Source organism: Streptomyces sp. NPDC048142, from assembly GCF_043202835.1.
In the GTDB taxonomy this organism is placed as follows: Bacteria; Actinomycetota; Actinomycetes; order Streptomycetales; family Streptomycetaceae; genus Streptomyces.
In genome coordinates, this window is the sequence record NZ_JBIDBC010000014.1 from 47,860 (window position 1) to 63,503 (window position 15,644).

Genomic DNA, 15,644 nt, shown 5'->3' on the forward strand with positions numbered 1-15,644 from the left:
CCGGCGGCACGGGAAGGCGTGGGGTGGAGGTGGCGGGGCGGTCAGCCCCGCTGCGGGCGACGGGGCGGGGCGGTCAGCCCTGCCGCGGGTGGTGGGCCGGGACCGGGGGAAGCTCGCCGGTGGTCTCGTACGCCGCGAGCATCTCGACGCGGCGCGTGTGGCGCTCCTCGCCCGAGTACGGCGTGGAGAGGAAGATCTCGACGAACTTCGTGGACTCCTCGACCGTGTGCATCCGGCCGCCGATCGCGATGACGTTGGCGTCGTTGTGCTCGCGGCCGAGGGCGGCGGTCTGCTCGCTCCAGGCCAGTGCGGCGCGGACGCCCTTGACCTTGTTGGCGGCGATCTGCTCGCCGTTGCCGGAGCCGCCGATCACGATGCCGAGGCTGTCCGGGTCGGCGGCCGTCTTCTCGGCGGCACGCAGGCAGAACGGCGGATAGTCGTCCTGGGCGTCGTAGATGTGGGGGCCGCAGTCGACGGCCTCATGGCCGTGGGCGCCGAGCCACTCGACGAGGTGGTTCTTGAGTTCGTAGCCGGCATGGTCGGATCCGAGGTACACGCGCATGGTGCGAAGTGTGGCACGAACTTCGCGGGGCAGCCGTCAGCGGGGGCGGAAGCCCCCATTCGATGATTCGCAGGCCTGGGGGCCGATTCTGTGCGGTGAACGCTTCGCTCGGCGGGCGGGGAACACGCCGACGGCCTTCGCCAAGTGGCCAAAGGTGATCAGCACCGCCGGTTTCCACGCCCCGGAAACGCCGAAGAGGCCCGCCGGTCCGGTCTTCCAGGACGATCGGCGGGCCTCTTCGGCGGCCCCTGCGAGGGCTGAGTCTTCGGTAGCGGGTCAGCCGCGGCGGCCGAGGAGCTTCCAGGCGGCGGGCAGCGCGCCCATGGCCAGTGCCGCCTTGAGGGCGTCACCGATCAGGAACGGAGTGAGGCCGGCCGCGACGGCGGCGCTCAGCGACATCCCGGTGGACAGCGCGAGGTAGGGCACGCCGATGGCGTAGATGATCGCGGAGCCGAGGGCCATCGTGCCCGCGGTGCGCAGTATCGAGCGGTCGCCGCCGCGCCGGGCGAGGGCGCCGACGACGGTGGCGGCCAGGAGCATGCCGAAGACGTAGCCCAGGGACGGCATCGCCCAGCCCGAGGAGGCCTCGGCGAACCACGGCATGCCGGCCATGCCGACGAGTGCGTACAGCGCCAGGGAGAGGAAACCGCGGCGGGCGCCCAGCGCGGTGCCGATGAGGAGCGCCGCGAAGGTCTGGCCGGTGACCGGGACCGGGGAGCCGGGGACCGGAACGGCGATCTGGGCCGCGATGCCGGTCAGGGCGGCGCCGCCGAGGACGAGGGCCGCGTCCACGGCGTAGCGGTGCCGGACTGCGGGCAGCAGGTCGGCGAGGACCGCTCCGGAGCGGACGGGGGCGGCAGCAGTGCTCATCGGGACTCCGCGGGTGAGGGCAGGTGGGCCGGGACGGCCCCCGGCCGGGCAGGGTGGGGTCGGGCTCCCGCCGACGTTAGCCCACGGGTTAACGATCGATCACCATCAGCCGCCCACAAAGCGGCGGTTGATGGCTTGGTGGGGTTCGCACAAAGCTCGCGCATCAATCACACCCCCACGTGACGCTCGTCACTGAGGTTGGGGCGGTGTCGGCGCATTTTGGCGGGAGGGCGGCGATCGGCGAGACTGTAGCTTCCCCATAAACGATCAGCTCGCGCTGATCGGCCCGCGGATGACCCGTTGAGTCCGAGAGTGACCCCTCCCCCATGCACGAGCCCATGCACGAGGCCCCTCCCCCCAATCCTGCTTCCGCTCCCACTCCTGCTTCTGCTCCCTCGCCCGCTTCTGCTCCCTCGCCCGCCGCCGTTCCGGCCGAGCCGCTGTCGCACGGGCTCAAGCAGCGCCATCTGACGATGCTGGGGCTCGGCGGGGTGATCGGAGCCGGTCTTTTCGTCGGCTCGGGCGCCGGGATCGCGGTGGCCGGGCCCGCGATCGTCGTCTCGTATCTGATCGCGGGGACGCTCGCGATGCTGGTGATGCGGATGCTCGGCGAGATGTCCTCCGCGATGCCCGCCTCCGGTTCGTTCTCCGTGCACGCCGAGCGGGCGCTCGGGCGGTGGGCCGGGTTCAGCGTCGGCTGGCTGTACTGGTTCCTGCTGGTGGTGGTCCTCGCCGTGGAGGCGACGGCGGCCGCGCAGATCGCCCACGGCTGGGTGCCGGGCATCGAACCCTGGGCGTGGGTGCTGCTGTTCATGGTGGTCTTCACCGCGGCGAACCTGACGGCGGTGAAGAACTTCGGCGAGTTCGAGTTCTGGTTCGCCTCCTTGAAGGTCGGCGCGATCGTGGTCTTCCTGGTGCTCGGGCTGCTGGCGGTCCTCGGATGGCTCCCCGACACCGACCCGGTCGGCATGACCAACCTGACCGGCCAGGGCGGCTTCCTGCCGAACGGCTGGGGCGGGGTCGTCTCCGGCGTGCTGACCGTGGTCTTCGCCTTCGGCGGGCTGGAGGTCGTCACCATCGCCGCCGCCGAGACGGACGACCCGGCGCGTGCGGTGGGACGGGCGGTGCGCAGCGCGGTGGTGCGCATCCTCTTCTTCTACGTCGGCTCGATGCTGGTGATCGTGACCGTGCTGCCGTGGACCGCACAGCAGGCCGGGCTCAGCCCGTATGTGAAGGTGCTGGACACGATCGGGGTGCCGTCGGCCGGGCAGATCATGAACATCGTGGTGTTCGTGGCACTGCTCTCCGCACTCAACGCCAATCTGTACGGCTCCTCCCGCATGATCTTCTCGCTGGCGGAGCGCGGGGAGGCCCCGCGCGGTCTGCTGAAGGTCTCGGGCAAGGGCGGTACGGAGAACAGGGCGGAAGGCGGTACGGAGAAGGGAACGGAAGGCGGTGTGCCGCGGCGGGCGGTGCTGGCCTCGGTGGCCTTCGGGTTCGTCTCCGTCCTGCTCAACCTGCTGTGGCCGGACACGGTGTTCCTCTACATGCTCAACTCGGTCGGCGCGGTGCTGCTGTTCGTCTGGGCGCTGATCGCCGCCTCCCAACTGCGACTGCGCGCCCGGCTGGAGCAGGAGGCTCCCGAGGCGCTCACTCTGCGGATGTGGTGGTTCCCGTATCTGACCTGGGTGACGCTGGCCGGACTGCTCGGCGTGCTGCTGCTGATGCTGACCGACGAGGCGGCACGCCCGCAGGTGCTGTGGTCGGCCGGGGCGACGGCGTTGGTGCTGCTGGTGGCGGTGGGGCGTCAGCGGCGGGAGCGCCGGGCGGGCTCGCCCGGGAACGCGGACGCCACCGGCCGGTAGGCGGGCGTGCACCTTGTGTGAGCCAGGTGACCGCATAGCGGACACCCGCTCCGTGTGAGCGGTACGGATGCTCAGACTGTGGGTTCGTCCCTTGTCTCGGCTACCGAACAGAGCTCGTCCATGCCCCGGATCTCCGCGTCTCCCCCCACCGCTGGCTCCACGGCCCCCACTGCTGACTCCACGGCCCCCGCCGGGAACCGGGCGGACTCCGCGCTCACCCACGGTCTCAAACAGCGGCACCTCTCGATGATCGCCCTCGGCGGGGTGATCGGCGCCGGTCTGTTCGTCGGCTCGGGTGCCGGGATCGCCGCGGCCGGGCCCTCGATCATCGTCGCGTACGCCATCTCCGGGCTGCTCGTCATGATGGTGATGCGCATGCTCGGCGAGATGTCGGCCGCCAACCCGGCCTCCGGCTCCTTCTCCGTGCACGCCGAACGGGCGATCGGCCCGTGGGCCGGATTCACCGCGGGCTGGTCCTTCTGGTTCCTGCTCTGCGTCGCCGTGGGCCTGGAGGGCATCGGGGCCGCGCAGATCGTCAGCGGCTGGCTGCCGGGAACGCCGGAATGGGCCTGGGTCGCCCTGTTCATGGTGATCTTCCTCGGGACGAACCTGGCCGCCGTGAAGAACTTCGGCGAGTTCGAGTTCTGGTTCGCCGCGCTCAAGGTCATCGCGATCACGCTGTTCCTGGTGCTCGGTCTGCTGGCGATCCTCGGCGTGCTGCCCGACACGGACGCGCCCGGCCTGTCCAACCTCTCGGGCGACGGGGGTTTCCTCCCCAAGGGCATGGACGGGTTCATCATCGGACTCCTCGCCTCGGTCTTCGCGTACGGCGGTCTGGAGACCGTCACCATCGCGGCGGCCGAGTCCGAGAACCCGGTGCAGGGCGTCGCGAAGGCGGTCCGCACGGCGATGTGGCGCATCGCGGTGTTCTACATCGGCTCCATGGCGGTCATCGTCACGCTGGTCCCCTGGGACAACCCGAAGGTCGCCGAGGTCGGCCCGTTCTACGCGATGCTCGACCACCTCGGCGTCGGGAGCGCCGCGCAGATCATGAACGTGGTCATCCTCATCGCCCTGCTCTCCGCGATGAACGCCAACATCTACGGCGCTTCGCGCATGGCCCGGTCGCTGGTCGTCCGGGGTCAGGGCCCGGCCGTGCTCGGGAAGATCACCTCCGGGGTGCCGCGCAACGCCGTGCTGTTCTCCTCGGTCTTCGGCTTCGCCTGCGTGCTGCTCAGCTACTGGCGGCCGGACGACGTCTTCCCCTGGCTGCTGAACATGATCGGCGCGGTGATCCTGGTGGTGTGGATCTTCATCGCGGCCTCCCAGCTGATCCTGCGCGGCCGCACCGAGCGGGAGGCACCGGAGAAGCTGGTCGTGCGGATGTGGCTCTTCCCCGTCGGCACGATCGTCGCCCTGGTGGCCATGGTGGGCATCTTCCTGCTGATGCTGCGCCAGCCGGACACCCGCGACCAGCTGCTGGCCACGGGAGCGCTGACCCTGGTGCTGATCGGCATCGGTGTCGTACGTCAGCGGCGGAGGGACGGCGAGGCCGAGAGCGGCGACGGCGCCGGCGCCGGCGACGCGGCCGAGATTCCGGCGCAGCGGAAGTAGTTCCCGCACGACGTCCGCCGAACGCCGGGCTCCTCCTCGTACGAACGGGGCGGAGCCCGGCGTTCGGCGTTCGGCGTTCGGCGGCCGGCGTTCGGCGTTCGGCGTTCGGCGGGCATCGCGGGGCGGCGGGGCGGCGAGCCGCGCGCACAGCGCCGCAGGCCCTAGGCCGAAGGGCTGATCACTTCGGAACACTCCTGCTGTTAGCCTGCTTCTGCACATAGATTGCAATAACAACTGGACGGCATTCCCAGCAGTCGGAGGGCTCGCATCATGGCCACGTACACGCTCCCGGAACTCCCGTACGACTACGCGGCGCTCGAACCGGTCATCAATCCGCAGATCATCGAGCTGCACCACGACAAGCACCACGCCGCGTACGTCAAGGGCGCGAACGACACCCTGGAGCAGCTGGAAGAGGCCCGCGACAAGGAGGCCTGGGGAGCGATCAACGGTCTCCAGAAGAACCTCGCGTTCCACCTTTCCGGCCACATCCTGCACTCGATCTACTGGCACAACATGACCGGTGACGGCGGCGGCGAGCCCCTCGCGGCGGACGGCGTGGGCGACCTCGCCGACGCGATCACCGAGTCCTTCGGCTCCTACGCGGGATTCAAGTCCCAGCTGACGAAGGCCGCGGCCACCACCCAGGGTTCCGGCTGGGGCGTGCTCGCGTACGAGCCCGTGAGCGGCAAGCTGATCGTCGAGCAGGTTTACGACCACCAGGGCAACGTCGGCCAGGGCTCGGTCCCGGTCCTCGTGTTCGACGCCTGGGAGCACGCCTTCTACCTGCAGTACAAGAACCAGAAGGTGGACTTCATCGAGGCCATGTGGCGGGTCGTCAACTGGCAGGACGTGGCGAAGCGTTACGCCGCCGCCAAGGAGCGCGCGGACGTACTGCTGCTCGCCCCCTGACGTGACACCGGCACACCACGGACGTCCTGCCTCGTGATCGTCTTCTCAACCTTCACCATGGCGGGCGGATGAACGGAGAGCCCCCGCGAGGACATGGCTCGCGGGGGCTTTCCCATGGCGACCGCTTAGCTGCTTAGCTCATGTGCTAAACACGCACACATGGATTCACCCGCCGACGAAGAGGCAAGCGCCTTCCGCGCCCTCGCCGACCCCACCCGCCGCCAGATCCTGGAGGACCTGCGGGGCGGCGAGCTGGCCGCCGGGGAGATCGCGAGCCGGTTCTCGATCAGCGCCCCGTCCATCTCGCGCCACCTGGGCGTGCTCAAGGGGGCCGGGCTCGTCACCGAGCGCCGGGACGCCAACCGCATCCTCTACTCGCTCGCCGAGGAGCGGCTCGCCATGTGCGTGGGGCGCTTCCTCAGCGCCGTGTGCCCCGAGCAGATCGTGCTCCGCAGCACCAAGTGGCGCTCGGCGCCGGAAGGCGACGCCTCATGATCCGGTCCCGGCTCTCCAGCGTCATCGAACGCCGCCTCCTGGTGAACTACCGGGTCGACCCGTACGTCGCGGCGGCCCTGCTGCCCGCGCCACTGCGGCCCCAGCTGGTGCGCGGCCAGGCGGTGGCCGGGATCTGCCTGCTGCGGATCGGCGGTGTCCGCCCCGGCTGGGCCCCGGCCGCGACCGGGCTGACCAGCGAGAACGCGGCGCACCGGATCGCCGTCGAGTGGGACGGGCCGGACGGCGTCGAGCGGGGCGTCTACATCCCGCGCCGCGACACCGCCTCCCGCCTCAACGCCTTCGCGGGCGGCCGGATCTACCCGGGCGAACACGGCCGCGCGGACTTCACGGTGCGGGAGGACGCCGACGCCGTACGGGTGGCCTTCGCGACCCGGGACGGCGAGGTGACGGTCGACGCGACGGTGGAACCGGCCGAGGAACTGCACGGCAGCGGGCTGTTCGCGGACCTGGCGGAGGCGTCGGAGTTCTTCCGCCTCGGCAGCCGCGGCCTCTCCCCCAACGCAGGGGGCGCCCACCTGGACGTCCTCGAACTGTCCACGGACGCCTGGAAGGTGACGGCGGGCCGGCCCCGTACCGTACGCTCATCGTTCTTCGAGGACCTGGACCGCTTCCCGCCGGGCAGCGCGGTGCTGGACAGCGCGCTGGTGATGCGGGGCGTGGCGGCCGACTGGTCGCGGGGGGAGCCGTTCCGGCTGGGCGGGAAAATACCCGCCCAGCCGGGCCCGGATGCCACGATGACCTTCGCACGCCTACCCGTACCCCGCTCCCCACTCCCCTCCCCCTCCCCTGAAGAGGCCCCATGAGTTCCGCTCCCGCACCTGTCCCGGCGGACCCCACCGTCCTGCACCCGATGCCCGGCCAGCCGCGCGTGGTGCAGCTGAAGCCTCTGGTCACCTCGCCGCTGATCGAGGCCGGGGAGTACTCGTACTACGACGACCCCGAGCACGCCACGGAGTTCGAGATCCGCAACGTCCTGTACCACTACGGCCCGGAGCGCCTGGTGATCGGCAGGTTCTGCGCGCTGGGCACGGGGGTGCGCTTCATCATGAACGGCTCCAACCACCGCATGGACGGCCCGTCCACCTTCCCGTTCCCGACCCTCGGCGGCTCCTGGGCCGACCACTTCGACCTGCTGACGGGCCTCCCCAACCGTGGCGACACCGTGATCGGCAACGACGTCTGGATCGGCTACGAGTCCGTGATCATGCCGGGCGTACGCATCGGGCACGGCGCGATCATCAGCTCGCGCTCCGTGGTCGTCTCGGACGTCCCGGACTACGGCATCGTCGGCGGCAACCCGGCCCGCCTGATCCGCACCCGGTACGAGGAGGCGGACGTCGCACGCCTGCTGGCCGTGGCCTGGTGGGACTGGCCGGCGGACCACCTGACACGCCACATCCGTACGGTGATGTCGGGCACGGTGGCGGAGCTGGAGGCGGCGGCTCCTGGGGCGGGCCAGGGCGGGTCCGAGGGGTCCGCCGAGCATGGCCCGGGTGCATCCGCCTAGCTTCGCCCTTTCATGAAGCTGGACGTCCGGCGGGGAGTCAGGTAAGCGACAAGTACCTCTTACCAGCGGGACATGCAACGGGAACGCGACTTGGATCACCACCCCGTGCGAGCCCGGTGCCGTTGGTGGTACGACCAGGTCACCGCCGCCAGGAGCGGGCCCCACAGCAGGAGGGGAGCGTAGGCGGCGACGAAGAGGGCTTCACCGGCCGAGATGCCGGGGTCCGGGCTGGGGGCGGTCAGCAGTCCGCCGAAGAAGAGGACCCACCACAGGACGGTGACCGTGAGGGCTCCCAGCGAAGCGGCGAGGACCGCGAGCCTGCGGTTGACCGGACGTCCTCCGAGGAGCGGAATCCAGCGCGGCACCGTCTCTCCCCAGGGCCGTACCAGCCCGAGCGTGAGGTACGAGGCCGCCTCGGCGACCGCACCGATCAGCAGTACGTAAGCCAGGCCGATCAACGGGGAGTTGTCGGGGAACGCGGCGAGGAACTCCTCCCGCTCCATCACCCCGAGCACGAGCGCGACGCGCCACACCCCGGAGGGGACGGTCGACCAGGCCGCGACATGGGCGGCGCGGACGGCCCAGCGCGGGGGTGGCGGCACCGGCGGCCGGGCCGGCGGCGGTACGCGGGGTTCCGGCGGGGCGGGGTCCGTCGTCGTCATTCCCTGAATCTCGCGCACCGCCCGGCCCGGCACGTCAGACCGCATGATGATCCGCCTCCGCCGCACGGCGGAACACGGCGCGCGCTCACCGCGGAGCTGCCTCGCGGGACCCCATCCGGACGGGGCGGCGATCCGGCTCCGCAGCCTGAGCTCCGCATGTTCTCTCCTGGCGGCGAACCCTAGAACCTGAGCTTGAACCCGTCGTGGCTGCGGGCGAAGCCGAGCCCGGCATAGAAGCGATGCGCGTGCTCGCGCTGCTTGTTGCTCGTCAGCTGGACCAGTCCGCAGTCACGCGCGCGTGCCCTCGCGATCACCCGCTCCATCAAGATCCGCCCCAGCCCGCCACCTCGCCGGTCCGCGCGAATCCGCACGGCCTCGATCAGGGCCCTCTCGGCGCCTCCCTTTCCGAGCCCGGGGATGTACGTCGCCTGCACACAGCCCACGACCGCCCCACCGACGTGCCCGTCGGCGTCCTCGACCAGGACCAACATCTCGTTGCGCGGGTCGGTATCGATCGCCGCGAAGGCGCGCTCGTACGTCTCCGTGACCGTGACGGCCGCCGGGTCCACCACCCGATCCTCATCGGCGAGCAGAGCGAGCACCGCAGGCAGGTCGGCGCGGGTCGCGGGACGCAGTGTGAGTACGGGGGCGGGCTCGGCAGACATGACGCCGACCCTAACCTGCCCCTCACGCGGAGCTGCCGACTCGCGCCGCCACATGATCGCAGCCACGTGCTCGCCGCCACTGACAGGTCTGGCGGGCTCACGAATGCGCCCGCCCGCGCGCACCGGGCCGATCCGTCAGCCGCCGAAGGTGCCCGCCTTCACGCCGTCGATGAACGCGGCCCAGTGGCCGGGGCCGTAGAACTGGAGCCCGGCGGCCGGGTCCTTGCTGTCGCGGACGGCGCGGCCGCCGTCGGCGGTATGGGCCACCTCGACGCACTCAGTTCCCTGCCCCCCGGAGGAATACGAAGACCTCTCGAAGGAAGTCACTATGTCCTGGCTGCTCACGATTCCTCGTTCCCTGCGGCGACACTGTTCGCGATCTTCTCGATGAAAGCCATGCTCTCAGTCCGAGTGAGCGCTGCTGACCTGAGCGTGTCAAACGCGTGTACGTAGCTGGCCATAACGTCCCGCTCTTCGAGGATGATGCAGTTGGCGACCGCATCAACAACGATCACTTCAGGTGAGGTCTCCTGGGCGTACGAAAGTCCGACGAACGCAGGCGACACCCGCGCAGCAGCCCACTCGGTGTGCGGCAGCACCTGAATCGTCATGTTGGGTTGCCTGGCCATCTTGCTGAGGTGGGCGAGCTGAGCCCGGTGAACAGCGGGCGACGGCATCGGACCGGTGATCGCCGGCTCCCAGATCACGGCAGCGAACCGTGCGCCCGTCTCCTCGAAGACACGGCGCCTCTCCTGCCTGACCTTGACGACCATGTCGGCCGCTTCCTCACTGATCACGTCTGGGCTGGCGTCGGTCAACGCCCGTGTGTACTCGGGAGTCTGCAGCAGGCCCGGGATGAGAACCGGCTGCCAGGTACGGATGTACGTGGCGTCGGACTCCAGGGACAGAAAGTCGCCCAGAATCTCCCGCACGGGCTGCCCGGCATCGAAGTCCATCCACCAGCCACGCTTGTTGCTGTCCCGCGCCAGCTTCTCCAGTAGCCGACGTTCGACAACGTCCTCCACCTCGTACAGATCAAGCAGCACTCGCACATCACCGACGCGTGCGCTGACCGTGCCCGATTCGATTCGGCTGATCTTTGCCGTGGAACATGCCACCGCATCGGCCGCGTGCTCCTGGTCCAGACACGCGTTCAGCCGCAGCCGCTTGAGCGCCGCCCCCAACCTCCGACTACGCACCGTGGGCTTCCCACCTGCGGGCATGACTCCCCCTCTCCCTTCCGGCCAGTCTGCCTGGCAACTGTTCGCTCTCGCTAGCGAGTTGCCTCGGACGAGTGAATGCAAGCTTGCATTACAGATTCACTTGCCTTGCATCTCATCTCACCCCTAGCGTGGATTGCGTCACACCGAGTGCTGACTCCAGCACGTCAGGTGATCCTGGTTCCGCCTGCCCACGACCTTGGGGGACGTATGTCCGGGCGCACAGACAGCAAGAGGTTCCGGGTCCGCAGGGACTCCATTCCCGCCGCTCGACGGCACGTCAGAACCGTCCTCCTCGCGTGGAAGCTCGGCGGCCTCGTGGACGACGCGTCCCTGATCGCAAGCGAGTTGGCCACCAACGTCATCGCCCACGCCAAAGGAACCGGCGACTACTTCGAGCTGGAGTTACGCCGCCGGAACGGCGTGCTCATCCTGGAGGTCGCCGACTCCCACCAGTGGCTGATGCCGGAACTCCGCAAGCCCACCGACGACGAGACGTCCGGCCGGGGCCTGCTCATCGTCGACGCGCTCGCCGAGCGGTGGGGCGTACGGCCGCGCGACCCGGGAAAGACCGTCTGGGCCCATCTGCCCATCGGGCCGGTCGCGGCCCCCGTGGAGCCTGCGTGAACGTACTCCTCCGGTTCGCACGGAGGCGGGCAGCCGCTCACGCGTACGCGCCGCCTTCGCCCTTCGCCGAGTGGGTCCGCATCGAGGCCGACCCCGCGTACCGGGCCCGGTACTTCCCCGGGCTGGACGCGGCAATCGCGCGGCGGGGTCGCTGGCGCTCGGCCGAGGTGGATGCGCTGGTACGGCGGCTGAGGTCGCCGCCATAGGCCCCTGCGGCAGACGTCAGCAGGAGACAGAGCAACCGACTCACCACCAGCACGGAGGTAACAGGATCATGAGCACGATGCCGTACACGCCCGCACCGTGGGGCACTGGCCGGATGGGTCCGTACGAGGACACCGTCACCGTCCCGCAGTTCACCCCCGTACTCGACGCCGAGACGCAGATCGCCCTGGTCGTCGACAGGAACGGCCGCACGGTCGAGATGGGCGGCCACGGCACCAGTACCAGCGGGCTGACGCCGACCCACACCACCCCGGGGGACGGCGCGGCGCCGGGCGGAGCGAACGACTCCGACAGCACCGAGTCCTACGACCAGGACCAGTCCGCTTGATGGACGGCCGACGTGGGTCGGTGCTGGTGCTGACCAACCTCCACGACGTGACCACGGACATCGTGCTGCGCGTCCTCGCTGCGCGGCGCGTGCCCGTGGTGCGCCTGGACCCCGGCACCGACCTGCTCGCAGGGGCCTCGCTGTCCGCCACGTACGGCACAGGTGTTCAGCGGGGCGTCCTGCGTACGGCGAGCCGGGACCTCGACCTCAACCGGGTGCGGTCCGTCTGGGTCCGCAGGCCGTCACCGTACGCCGGGCCTTCAGGACTGGACGAGCACGACCGCCGGTTCGCCGCGGAGCAGTCCTTCTGGGGAACCGGGGGAATCCTCGCGTCCCTTCCCGGCGCGCACTACGTCAACCACCCATGGAACAACCGTGCGGCCGAGTACAAGCCCGCTCAGCTCGCGGCGGCGCAGCGGTTCGGATTCCTCGTGCCCGACACACTGGTCACCCATGTCGCGGGGGAAGCACGGGAGTTCGTTGCTCATCACTACGGCGGAGTCGTCTACAAGCCCGTGTGGAACACGTCCTACCGCGTGGCCGGCCGACCCCACAGCATTTGGGTGCGCGCGGTGCGTGAGCAGGAGATCACCGACGCCGTGGCGGTCTGCCCCCACCTCTTCCAGGCCCGGGTGGACAAGGCGTTCGACGTGCGGGTGACCGCCGTGGGGCCGTGGTTGTCCGGGGTGCGGATCGACAGCCCGGATCTGGACTGGCGGCGTCGGCAGGGCCTCATGCGGTGCGGACCCGTGGGCGTGCCCGAAGCGGTCGCGAACGCCGTCCACGCCTACCTCGCTCACTTCCGTCTGGTGTACGGGGCGTTCGACTTCGCCGTGACCCATGACGGGACCTGGTACTTCCTCGAATGCAACCCCAACGGGCAGTGGGCGTGGCAGCCGCCCGACGTCACCGGCGGCATCGCCCACGCCCTCGCCGATCAGCTGGAGAAAGGCTCCACAGCATGACTACTTCCGCTCACCTGCGTACCGTCCTCGCGGACGCGCTCACCGAGGACGGGACGCTCACCGACCCCGCATGGCGCGACGCCGCCGAGGCGGTTCCCCGCGAACTGTTCCTGGGCTCCTACTTCGCGCAGGTCCCCGGCAGTGCCCCGACCCGCTACCTGCCCGTTCACCAGGGCGAGGACGGGTGGCTGGAGGCGATCTACACCGACCGGACGCTCATCACCCAGCTCGACGGCCGCGCCCGGCCCGGCGACGTGACGAACGGCAGCCTCACGGGCGATCCGACGTCGTCGTCGACCCTGCCGTCCCTGGTGCTCCGCATGTGGCAGCAGCTCGAAGTGGAAGCCGGGCACCGGGTGTTGGAGGTCGGCACCGGGACCGGCTACTCAACCGCCCTCGGTGCGCATCGCCTCGGCGACGACCGGCTGACCAGCGTCGAGTACGACCCGGTGGTCGGCCGGGCCGCGGCCGCCGCCCTCAAGGCAGCCGGTTACGCGCCGCGCCTGATCGTCGGGGACGGTCTGCGGGGAGACCCGGACGCGGGCGCGGGCGCGGGCACGTACGACCGTCTGATCGCCACCTGTTCGGTCCGGTACGTCCCCATGGCCTGGCTGCACCAGGTGAAGCCGGGCGGAAAGATCCTGGTCACCCTCTCCGGCTGGAGCTACGCGTCCGGGCTGGCGCTCCTCACCGTGACCGGCCCCGGAACCGCGACGGGACGGCTCCTGCCCGGGTTCACCAGCTTCATGATCGCGCGCCCGCACGACCGGCCGCCCCGCACGACCCTGGCCCTGCTGCCCGGTGAGGAGCGGCCGAGCCGGATCGACCCGGCGGTGATCGGGACGTGGACCGGCGGTTGGGTGGCCCAGCTCGCCGCGCCGGCGGCGGAACGTATGGGGGCGGGGGCGGAGCAGATCCTCTGGGACGTCTCCACCGGCTCGCAGGTGCGGACGACGCTCGGGCCCGATGGCGGGTGGACGGTCCTCCAGCGTGGTCCCGTACGCCTGTGGGACCGGGTCGAGACCGCGATCCGGCTCTGGCAGGCAGCGGGCGAGCCGCATCAGGAGGGCTTCGGCATCACGGTCTCGGCCGCCCGGCAGCGGGTGTGGATCGGGGCGGAGGACGGTCCGGGGTGGGACCTGCCGGTGTGATTCCGCACCCCGCCCGGCCCCGCACTGCCGCCGACGCGGGGCAGCGGCGCTTCGTACTGCCCCGGCAACCCCGAGGACTGCCCCGGCATCCCGAGGAAGAGAACGGAAGAGACCTGCACCCGTGCTGCAATGCACCGCCGTCACCGACGTACCGTTTTTCGAAGCGCTCCTCGCGCTCGCCGGCATGGAAGGCGGCCCCGAGCACCCACCCGATGTTCTCGCCCAGGACGACTTTCTCCTCTGCGAACTGGGCGAGCACGACGAAGCGGCCGAGCACGCCGCTCACCTCTGGACCGCCGACGTCCCCGACGGCGACCGGGACCTGTGGCTCCTGTGGACCGGCGTCGGCGCCCACCGTGTCTACCGGTTCGACGCCCTTCCCCTGTGCCCCGCCGTCCTCCGCGAACTGGCCACCCGCGCCGTCACCTCGTGCGCGTACTTCGACCACCATCCCGGCCCGCACTCCTTCGCCGTGACCGATCCTCTCGGCGACCTCATCACCCAGCACATCCACAGTGAGGTCCGGCGGCTCACGGCCGAGGACGACAACACCTCCGGCACCGACGCCGAAACCGACCGCCCCTGATCGCCCGCTCAGGAGACCCCAGGAAGACCTCATGAAGCCCCCTTCGCGCCACCACCGCGCACGCCACCTCCTCGCCGGTCACGCCCGACACGGCCGTGGGCTCGATCAGCGCGTCCAGCCCGGTGGCGTGCGGCCAGGAGGGCGGCGGCGGACTCGTCGATGCGGGCGCGTTCGCGGTGCAGGTCGGGGAGCATGCTGGAGCAGGCCGGCTCCAGGATGCGGCCTTCGCCGACCATGCAGAGCAGCAGCTCGGCGATGGTGGCCGTGTTGAGACCGGCGGCCGCCAGCACACAGATGCCCCGTACGGTGACGACGTCCGCTTCCCCGTACGCGCGGTAGCCGCTCAGGCGGCGGGCCGGCCGCAGCAGGCCCTGCTCCTCGTAGTAGCGCGGCAGGCGGCCAGGAACTCCGCGTCGTACTCCCCATGGCCCTTCGACCGGAGGGCCGGCTCCGTCAGTGCGGCGGCCTCGGCCGCCTCCCCCGCGCGCATCCGCATCGGGGGCTTGTCCCCATGTACGTACGGATACGCGCGGCCACGGAACAACCGGTCTCAGTCGAAGACCGGGCCCTGCGTCCGGGTCCGCTTGATCTCGTAGAAGCCCGGGATGGAGGCGACCAGCAGCGTGCCGTCCCAGAGCTTCGCCGCCTCCTCGCCCTTGGGGGCGGGGGTGACGACCGGGCCGAAGAAGGCGATCTGCTCGCCGTCCGCGCCGGGGACCGCGATGACCGGGGTGCCGACCTCCTGGCCGACCTTGTCGATGCCCTCCTTGTGGGAGGCGCGCAGCTCGGTGTCGTAGCGGTCGGAATCGGCGTGGTCGGCCAGGTCGGCGGGCAGGCCCACGTCCTTCAGCGCGGCGGCCACGGCCTCACGCGTGGGGCCCTCGCCGTTGTTGTGGAAGCGGGTGCCGAGCGCGGTGTAGAGGGGGCCGACGACCGCGTCCCCGTGCAGCTGCTGGGCGGCGACGACGACCCTGACCGGGCCCCAGGCCTTGGTCTCCAGGAGCTCGCGGTACTCCTCCGGCAGGTCGTCCAGCTTGTCCTCGTTCAGGACGGCCAGGCTCATCACGTGCCAGCGGACCTCGACGTCGCGGACCTTCTCCACTTCCAGCATCCAGCGCGAGGTCATCCACGCCCAGGGGCAGAGGGGATCGAACCAGAAGTCGACCGGGGTCTTGCCGTTCACCGGGGTGTTCTCGGACATGTCTCTCCTCAGAAGGGCGTGTTCCACAGAAGGGCCGTGTTCCGCAGAAGGGCGTGTTCCACCCGCGGGCGAGAACGCCTCAGGAAGGCCCCCCATTCCCTGGATGCCGCCGCGCGCGGACGCATGCAAGGATCAATGGGTTCGAACACGACACATGACGCGCGTCAC

At 70.4% G+C, this 15,644-nt stretch carries 19 protein-coding genes and 1 pseudogene; 11 read left to right on the forward strand and 9 right to left on the reverse strand.

Features of this window, described 5'->3' with window-relative positions:
• Positions 1–73 precede the first annotated feature (73 nt).
• Positions 74–562 carry a ribose-5-phosphate isomerase gene (locus ACGF2Y_RS19305; protein ID WP_392948740.1) on the reverse strand — a complete coding sequence of 163 codons (489 nt, stop codon included), beginning with the start codon at positions 560–562 and terminating at the stop codon, positions 74–76.
• 276 nt (positions 563–838) lie between these two features.
• Positions 839–1,432: a biotin transporter BioY gene (locus ACGF2Y_RS19310; protein WP_392948741.1), complete on the reverse strand. Its 594-nt coding sequence runs from the start codon at positions 1,430–1,432 to the stop codon at positions 839–841.
• 338 nt (positions 1,433–1,770) lie between these two features.
• Between ACGF2Y_RS19310 and ACGF2Y_RS19315 the strand changes: the two genes are divergently transcribed.
• From ACGF2Y_RS19315 to ACGF2Y_RS19340, 6 genes are all read left to right on the forward strand, one after another.
• Positions 1,771–3,297 carry an amino acid permease gene (locus ACGF2Y_RS19315; protein WP_392948742.1) on the forward strand — a complete coding sequence of 509 codons (1,527 nt, stop codon included), beginning with the start codon at positions 1,771–1,773 and terminating at the stop codon, positions 3,295–3,297.
• 120 nt (positions 3,298–3,417) lie between these two features.
• Positions 3,418–4,911 carry an amino acid permease gene (locus ACGF2Y_RS19320; RefSeq protein WP_392948745.1) on the forward strand — a complete coding sequence of 498 codons (1,494 nt, stop codon included), beginning with the start codon at positions 3,418–3,420 and terminating at the stop codon, positions 4,909–4,911.
• A 270-nt stretch (positions 4,912–5,181) separates the two neighbouring features.
• Positions 5,182–5,823 carry a superoxide dismutase gene (locus tag ACGF2Y_RS19325; RefSeq protein ID WP_018959211.1) on the forward strand — a complete coding sequence of 214 codons (642 nt, stop codon included), beginning with the start codon at positions 5,182–5,184 and terminating at the stop codon, positions 5,821–5,823.
• A 159-nt stretch (positions 5,824–5,982) separates the two neighbouring features.
• The gene (locus ACGF2Y_RS19330) at positions 5,983–6,318 is read left to right on the forward strand and encodes a metalloregulator ArsR/SmtB family transcription factor (protein ID WP_392948748.1); all 336 of its coding nucleotides are present in this window, start codon (positions 5,983–5,985) and stop codon (positions 6,316–6,318) included.
• Positions 6,315–7,142 (forward strand): DUF2071 domain-containing protein, encoded by an 828-nt coding sequence (locus ACGF2Y_RS19335; protein WP_392948750.1) that lies wholly within the window; start codon positions 6,315–6,317, stop codon positions 7,140–7,142. Before ACGF2Y_RS19330 ends, ACGF2Y_RS19335 begins: the two co-directional genes overlap by 4 nt.
• Positions 7,139–7,846 (forward strand): CatB-related O-acetyltransferase, encoded by a 708-nt coding sequence (locus ACGF2Y_RS19340; RefSeq protein ID WP_392948753.1) that lies wholly within the window; start codon positions 7,139–7,141, stop codon positions 7,844–7,846. The genes ACGF2Y_RS19335 and ACGF2Y_RS19340 overlap by 4 nt, the downstream gene beginning before the upstream one ends.
• A 95-nt stretch (positions 7,847–7,941) precedes the next feature.
• Here the strand turns inward: ACGF2Y_RS19340 and ACGF2Y_RS19345 are convergent, their stop codons facing one another.
• The 4 genes from ACGF2Y_RS19345 to ACGF2Y_RS19360 form a co-directional block, all read right to left on the reverse strand.
• Complete coding sequence (locus tag ACGF2Y_RS19345) at positions 7,942–8,508, reverse strand: hypothetical protein (protein ID WP_392948756.1); 567 nt, start codon at positions 8,506–8,508, stop codon at positions 7,942–7,944.
• Between the two features lie 179 nt (positions 8,509–8,687).
• Positions 8,688–9,173, reverse strand: coding sequence for a GNAT family N-acetyltransferase (locus tag ACGF2Y_RS19350; RefSeq protein ID WP_392948759.1), 486 nt, complete (start codon positions 9,171–9,173; stop codon positions 8,688–8,690).
• Positions 9,174–9,308: 135 nt separating this feature from the next.
• On the reverse strand, positions 9,309–9,518 hold the full coding sequence (locus tag ACGF2Y_RS19355; protein WP_392948761.1) for a DUF397 domain-containing protein: 210 nt from the start codon (positions 9,516–9,518) through the stop codon (positions 9,309–9,311).
• Positions 9,515–10,396 (reverse strand): helix-turn-helix domain-containing protein, encoded by an 882-nt coding sequence (locus ACGF2Y_RS19360; RefSeq protein ID WP_392948762.1) that lies wholly within the window; start codon positions 10,394–10,396, stop codon positions 9,515–9,517. The genes ACGF2Y_RS19355 and ACGF2Y_RS19360 overlap by 4 nt, the downstream gene beginning before the upstream one ends.
• 207 nt (positions 10,397–10,603) lie before the next feature.
• Between ACGF2Y_RS19360 and ACGF2Y_RS19365 the strand changes: the two genes are divergently transcribed.
• From ACGF2Y_RS19365 to ACGF2Y_RS19385, 5 genes are all read left to right on the forward strand, one after another.
• Positions 10,604–11,020, forward strand: a complete 417-nt coding sequence (locus ACGF2Y_RS19365) for an ATP-binding protein (RefSeq protein WP_392948764.1) — start codon at positions 10,604–10,606, stop codon at positions 11,018–11,020.
• A gap of 274 nt (positions 11,021–11,294) precedes the next feature.
• A complete protein-coding gene (gene tgmA, locus ACGF2Y_RS19370; RefSeq protein WP_392948767.1) occupies positions 11,295–11,573 on the forward strand; it encodes a putative ATP-grasp-modified RiPP in 279 nt (92 codons plus the stop codon).
• The gene (gene tgmB, locus ACGF2Y_RS19375) at positions 11,573–12,538 is read left to right on the forward strand and encodes an ATP-grasp ribosomal peptide maturase (protein ID WP_392948770.1); all 966 of its coding nucleotides are present in this window, start codon (positions 11,573–11,575) and stop codon (positions 12,536–12,538) included. The genes tgmA and tgmB overlap by 1 nt, the downstream gene beginning before the upstream one ends.
• Complete coding sequence (gene tgmC / locus ACGF2Y_RS19380) at positions 12,535–13,689, forward strand: ATP-grasp peptide maturase system methyltransferase (protein ID WP_392948773.1); 1,155 nt, start codon at positions 12,535–12,537, stop codon at positions 13,687–13,689. Before tgmB ends, tgmC begins: the two co-directional genes overlap by 4 nt.
• A gap of 121 nt (positions 13,690–13,810) precedes the next feature.
• Positions 13,811–14,275, forward strand: coding sequence for a hypothetical protein (locus ACGF2Y_RS19385; RefSeq protein ID WP_392948776.1), 465 nt, complete (start codon positions 13,811–13,813; stop codon positions 14,273–14,275).
• A gap of 29 nt (positions 14,276–14,304) precedes the next feature.
• Here ACGF2Y_RS19385 and ACGF2Y_RS19390 read toward each other — a convergent pair whose 3' ends face one another.
• The 3 genes and pseudogenes from ACGF2Y_RS19390 to ACGF2Y_RS19400 all read right to left on the reverse strand — a co-directional run bounded on the left by ACGF2Y_RS19390 (position 14,305) and on the right by ACGF2Y_RS19400 (position 15,476).
• Positions 14,305–14,565 carry a hypothetical protein gene (locus tag ACGF2Y_RS19390; RefSeq protein ID WP_392948778.1) on the reverse strand — a complete coding sequence of 87 codons (261 nt, stop codon included), beginning with the start codon at positions 14,563–14,565 and terminating at the stop codon, positions 14,305–14,307.
• Positions 14,566–14,577: 12 nt separating this feature from the next.
• Positions 14,578–14,910, reverse strand: a pseudogene (locus ACGF2Y_RS19395) (MerR family transcriptional regulator); the annotation flags it as partial.
• Complete coding sequence (locus tag ACGF2Y_RS19400; RefSeq protein ID WP_392948780.1) at positions 14,826–15,476, reverse strand: DsbA family protein; 651 nt, start codon at positions 15,474–15,476, stop codon at positions 14,826–14,828. The pseudogene ACGF2Y_RS19395 and the gene ACGF2Y_RS19400, both read right to left, overlap by 85 nt.
• Positions 15,477–15,644 lie beyond the last annotated feature (168 nt).

Bases quoted from the DNA above. Each gene is read 5' to 3' on its own strand.
- ACGF2Y_RS19305 (WP_392948740.1), bottom strand. From the start codon at position 562: ATGCGCGTGTACCTCGGATCCGACCATGCCGGCTACGAACTCAAGAAC.
- ACGF2Y_RS19310 (WP_392948741.1), bottom strand. From the start codon at position 1,432: ATGAGCACTGCTGCCGCCCCCGTCCGCTCCGGAGCGGTCCTCGCCGAC.
- ACGF2Y_RS19315 (WP_392948742.1), top strand. From the start codon at position 1,771: ATGCACGAGGCCCCTCCCCCCAATCCTGCTTCCGCTCCCACTCCTGCT.
- ACGF2Y_RS19320 (WP_392948745.1), top strand. From the start codon at position 3,418: ATGCCCCGGATCTCCGCGTCTCCCCCCACCGCTGGCTCCACGGCCCCC.
- ACGF2Y_RS19325 (WP_018959211.1), top strand. From the start codon at position 5,182: ATGGCCACGTACACGCTCCCGGAACTCCCGTACGACTACGCGGCGCTC.
- ACGF2Y_RS19330 (WP_392948748.1), top strand. From the start codon at position 5,983: ATGGATTCACCCGCCGACGAAGAGGCAAGCGCCTTCCGCGCCCTCGCC.
- ACGF2Y_RS19335 (WP_392948750.1), top strand. From the start codon at position 6,315: ATGATCCGGTCCCGGCTCTCCAGCGTCATCGAACGCCGCCTCCTGGTG.
- ACGF2Y_RS19340 (WP_392948753.1), top strand. From the start codon at position 7,139: ATGAGTTCCGCTCCCGCACCTGTCCCGGCGGACCCCACCGTCCTGCAC.
- ACGF2Y_RS19345 (WP_392948756.1), bottom strand. From the start codon at position 8,508: ATGACGACGACGGACCCCGCCCCGCCGGAACCCCGCGTACCGCCGCCG.
- ACGF2Y_RS19350 (WP_392948759.1), bottom strand. From the start codon at position 9,173: ATGTCTGCCGAGCCCGCCCCCGTACTCACACTGCGTCCCGCGACCCGC.
- ACGF2Y_RS19360 (WP_392948762.1), bottom strand. From the start codon at position 10,396: ATGCCCGCAGGTGGGAAGCCCACGGTGCGTAGTCGGAGGTTGGGGGCG.
- ACGF2Y_RS19365 (WP_392948764.1), top strand. From the start codon at position 10,604: ATGTCCGGGCGCACAGACAGCAAGAGGTTCCGGGTCCGCAGGGACTCC.
- tgmA (WP_392948767.1), top strand. From the start codon at position 11,295: ATGAGCACGATGCCGTACACGCCCGCACCGTGGGGCACTGGCCGGATG.
- tgmB (WP_392948770.1), top strand. From the start codon at position 11,573: ATGGACGGCCGACGTGGGTCGGTGCTGGTGCTGACCAACCTCCACGAC.
- tgmC (WP_392948773.1), top strand. From the start codon at position 12,535: ATGACTACTTCCGCTCACCTGCGTACCGTCCTCGCGGACGCGCTCACC.
- ACGF2Y_RS19400 (WP_392948780.1), bottom strand. From the start codon at position 15,476: ATGTCCGAGAACACCCCGGTGAACGGCAAGACCCCGGTCGACTTCTGG.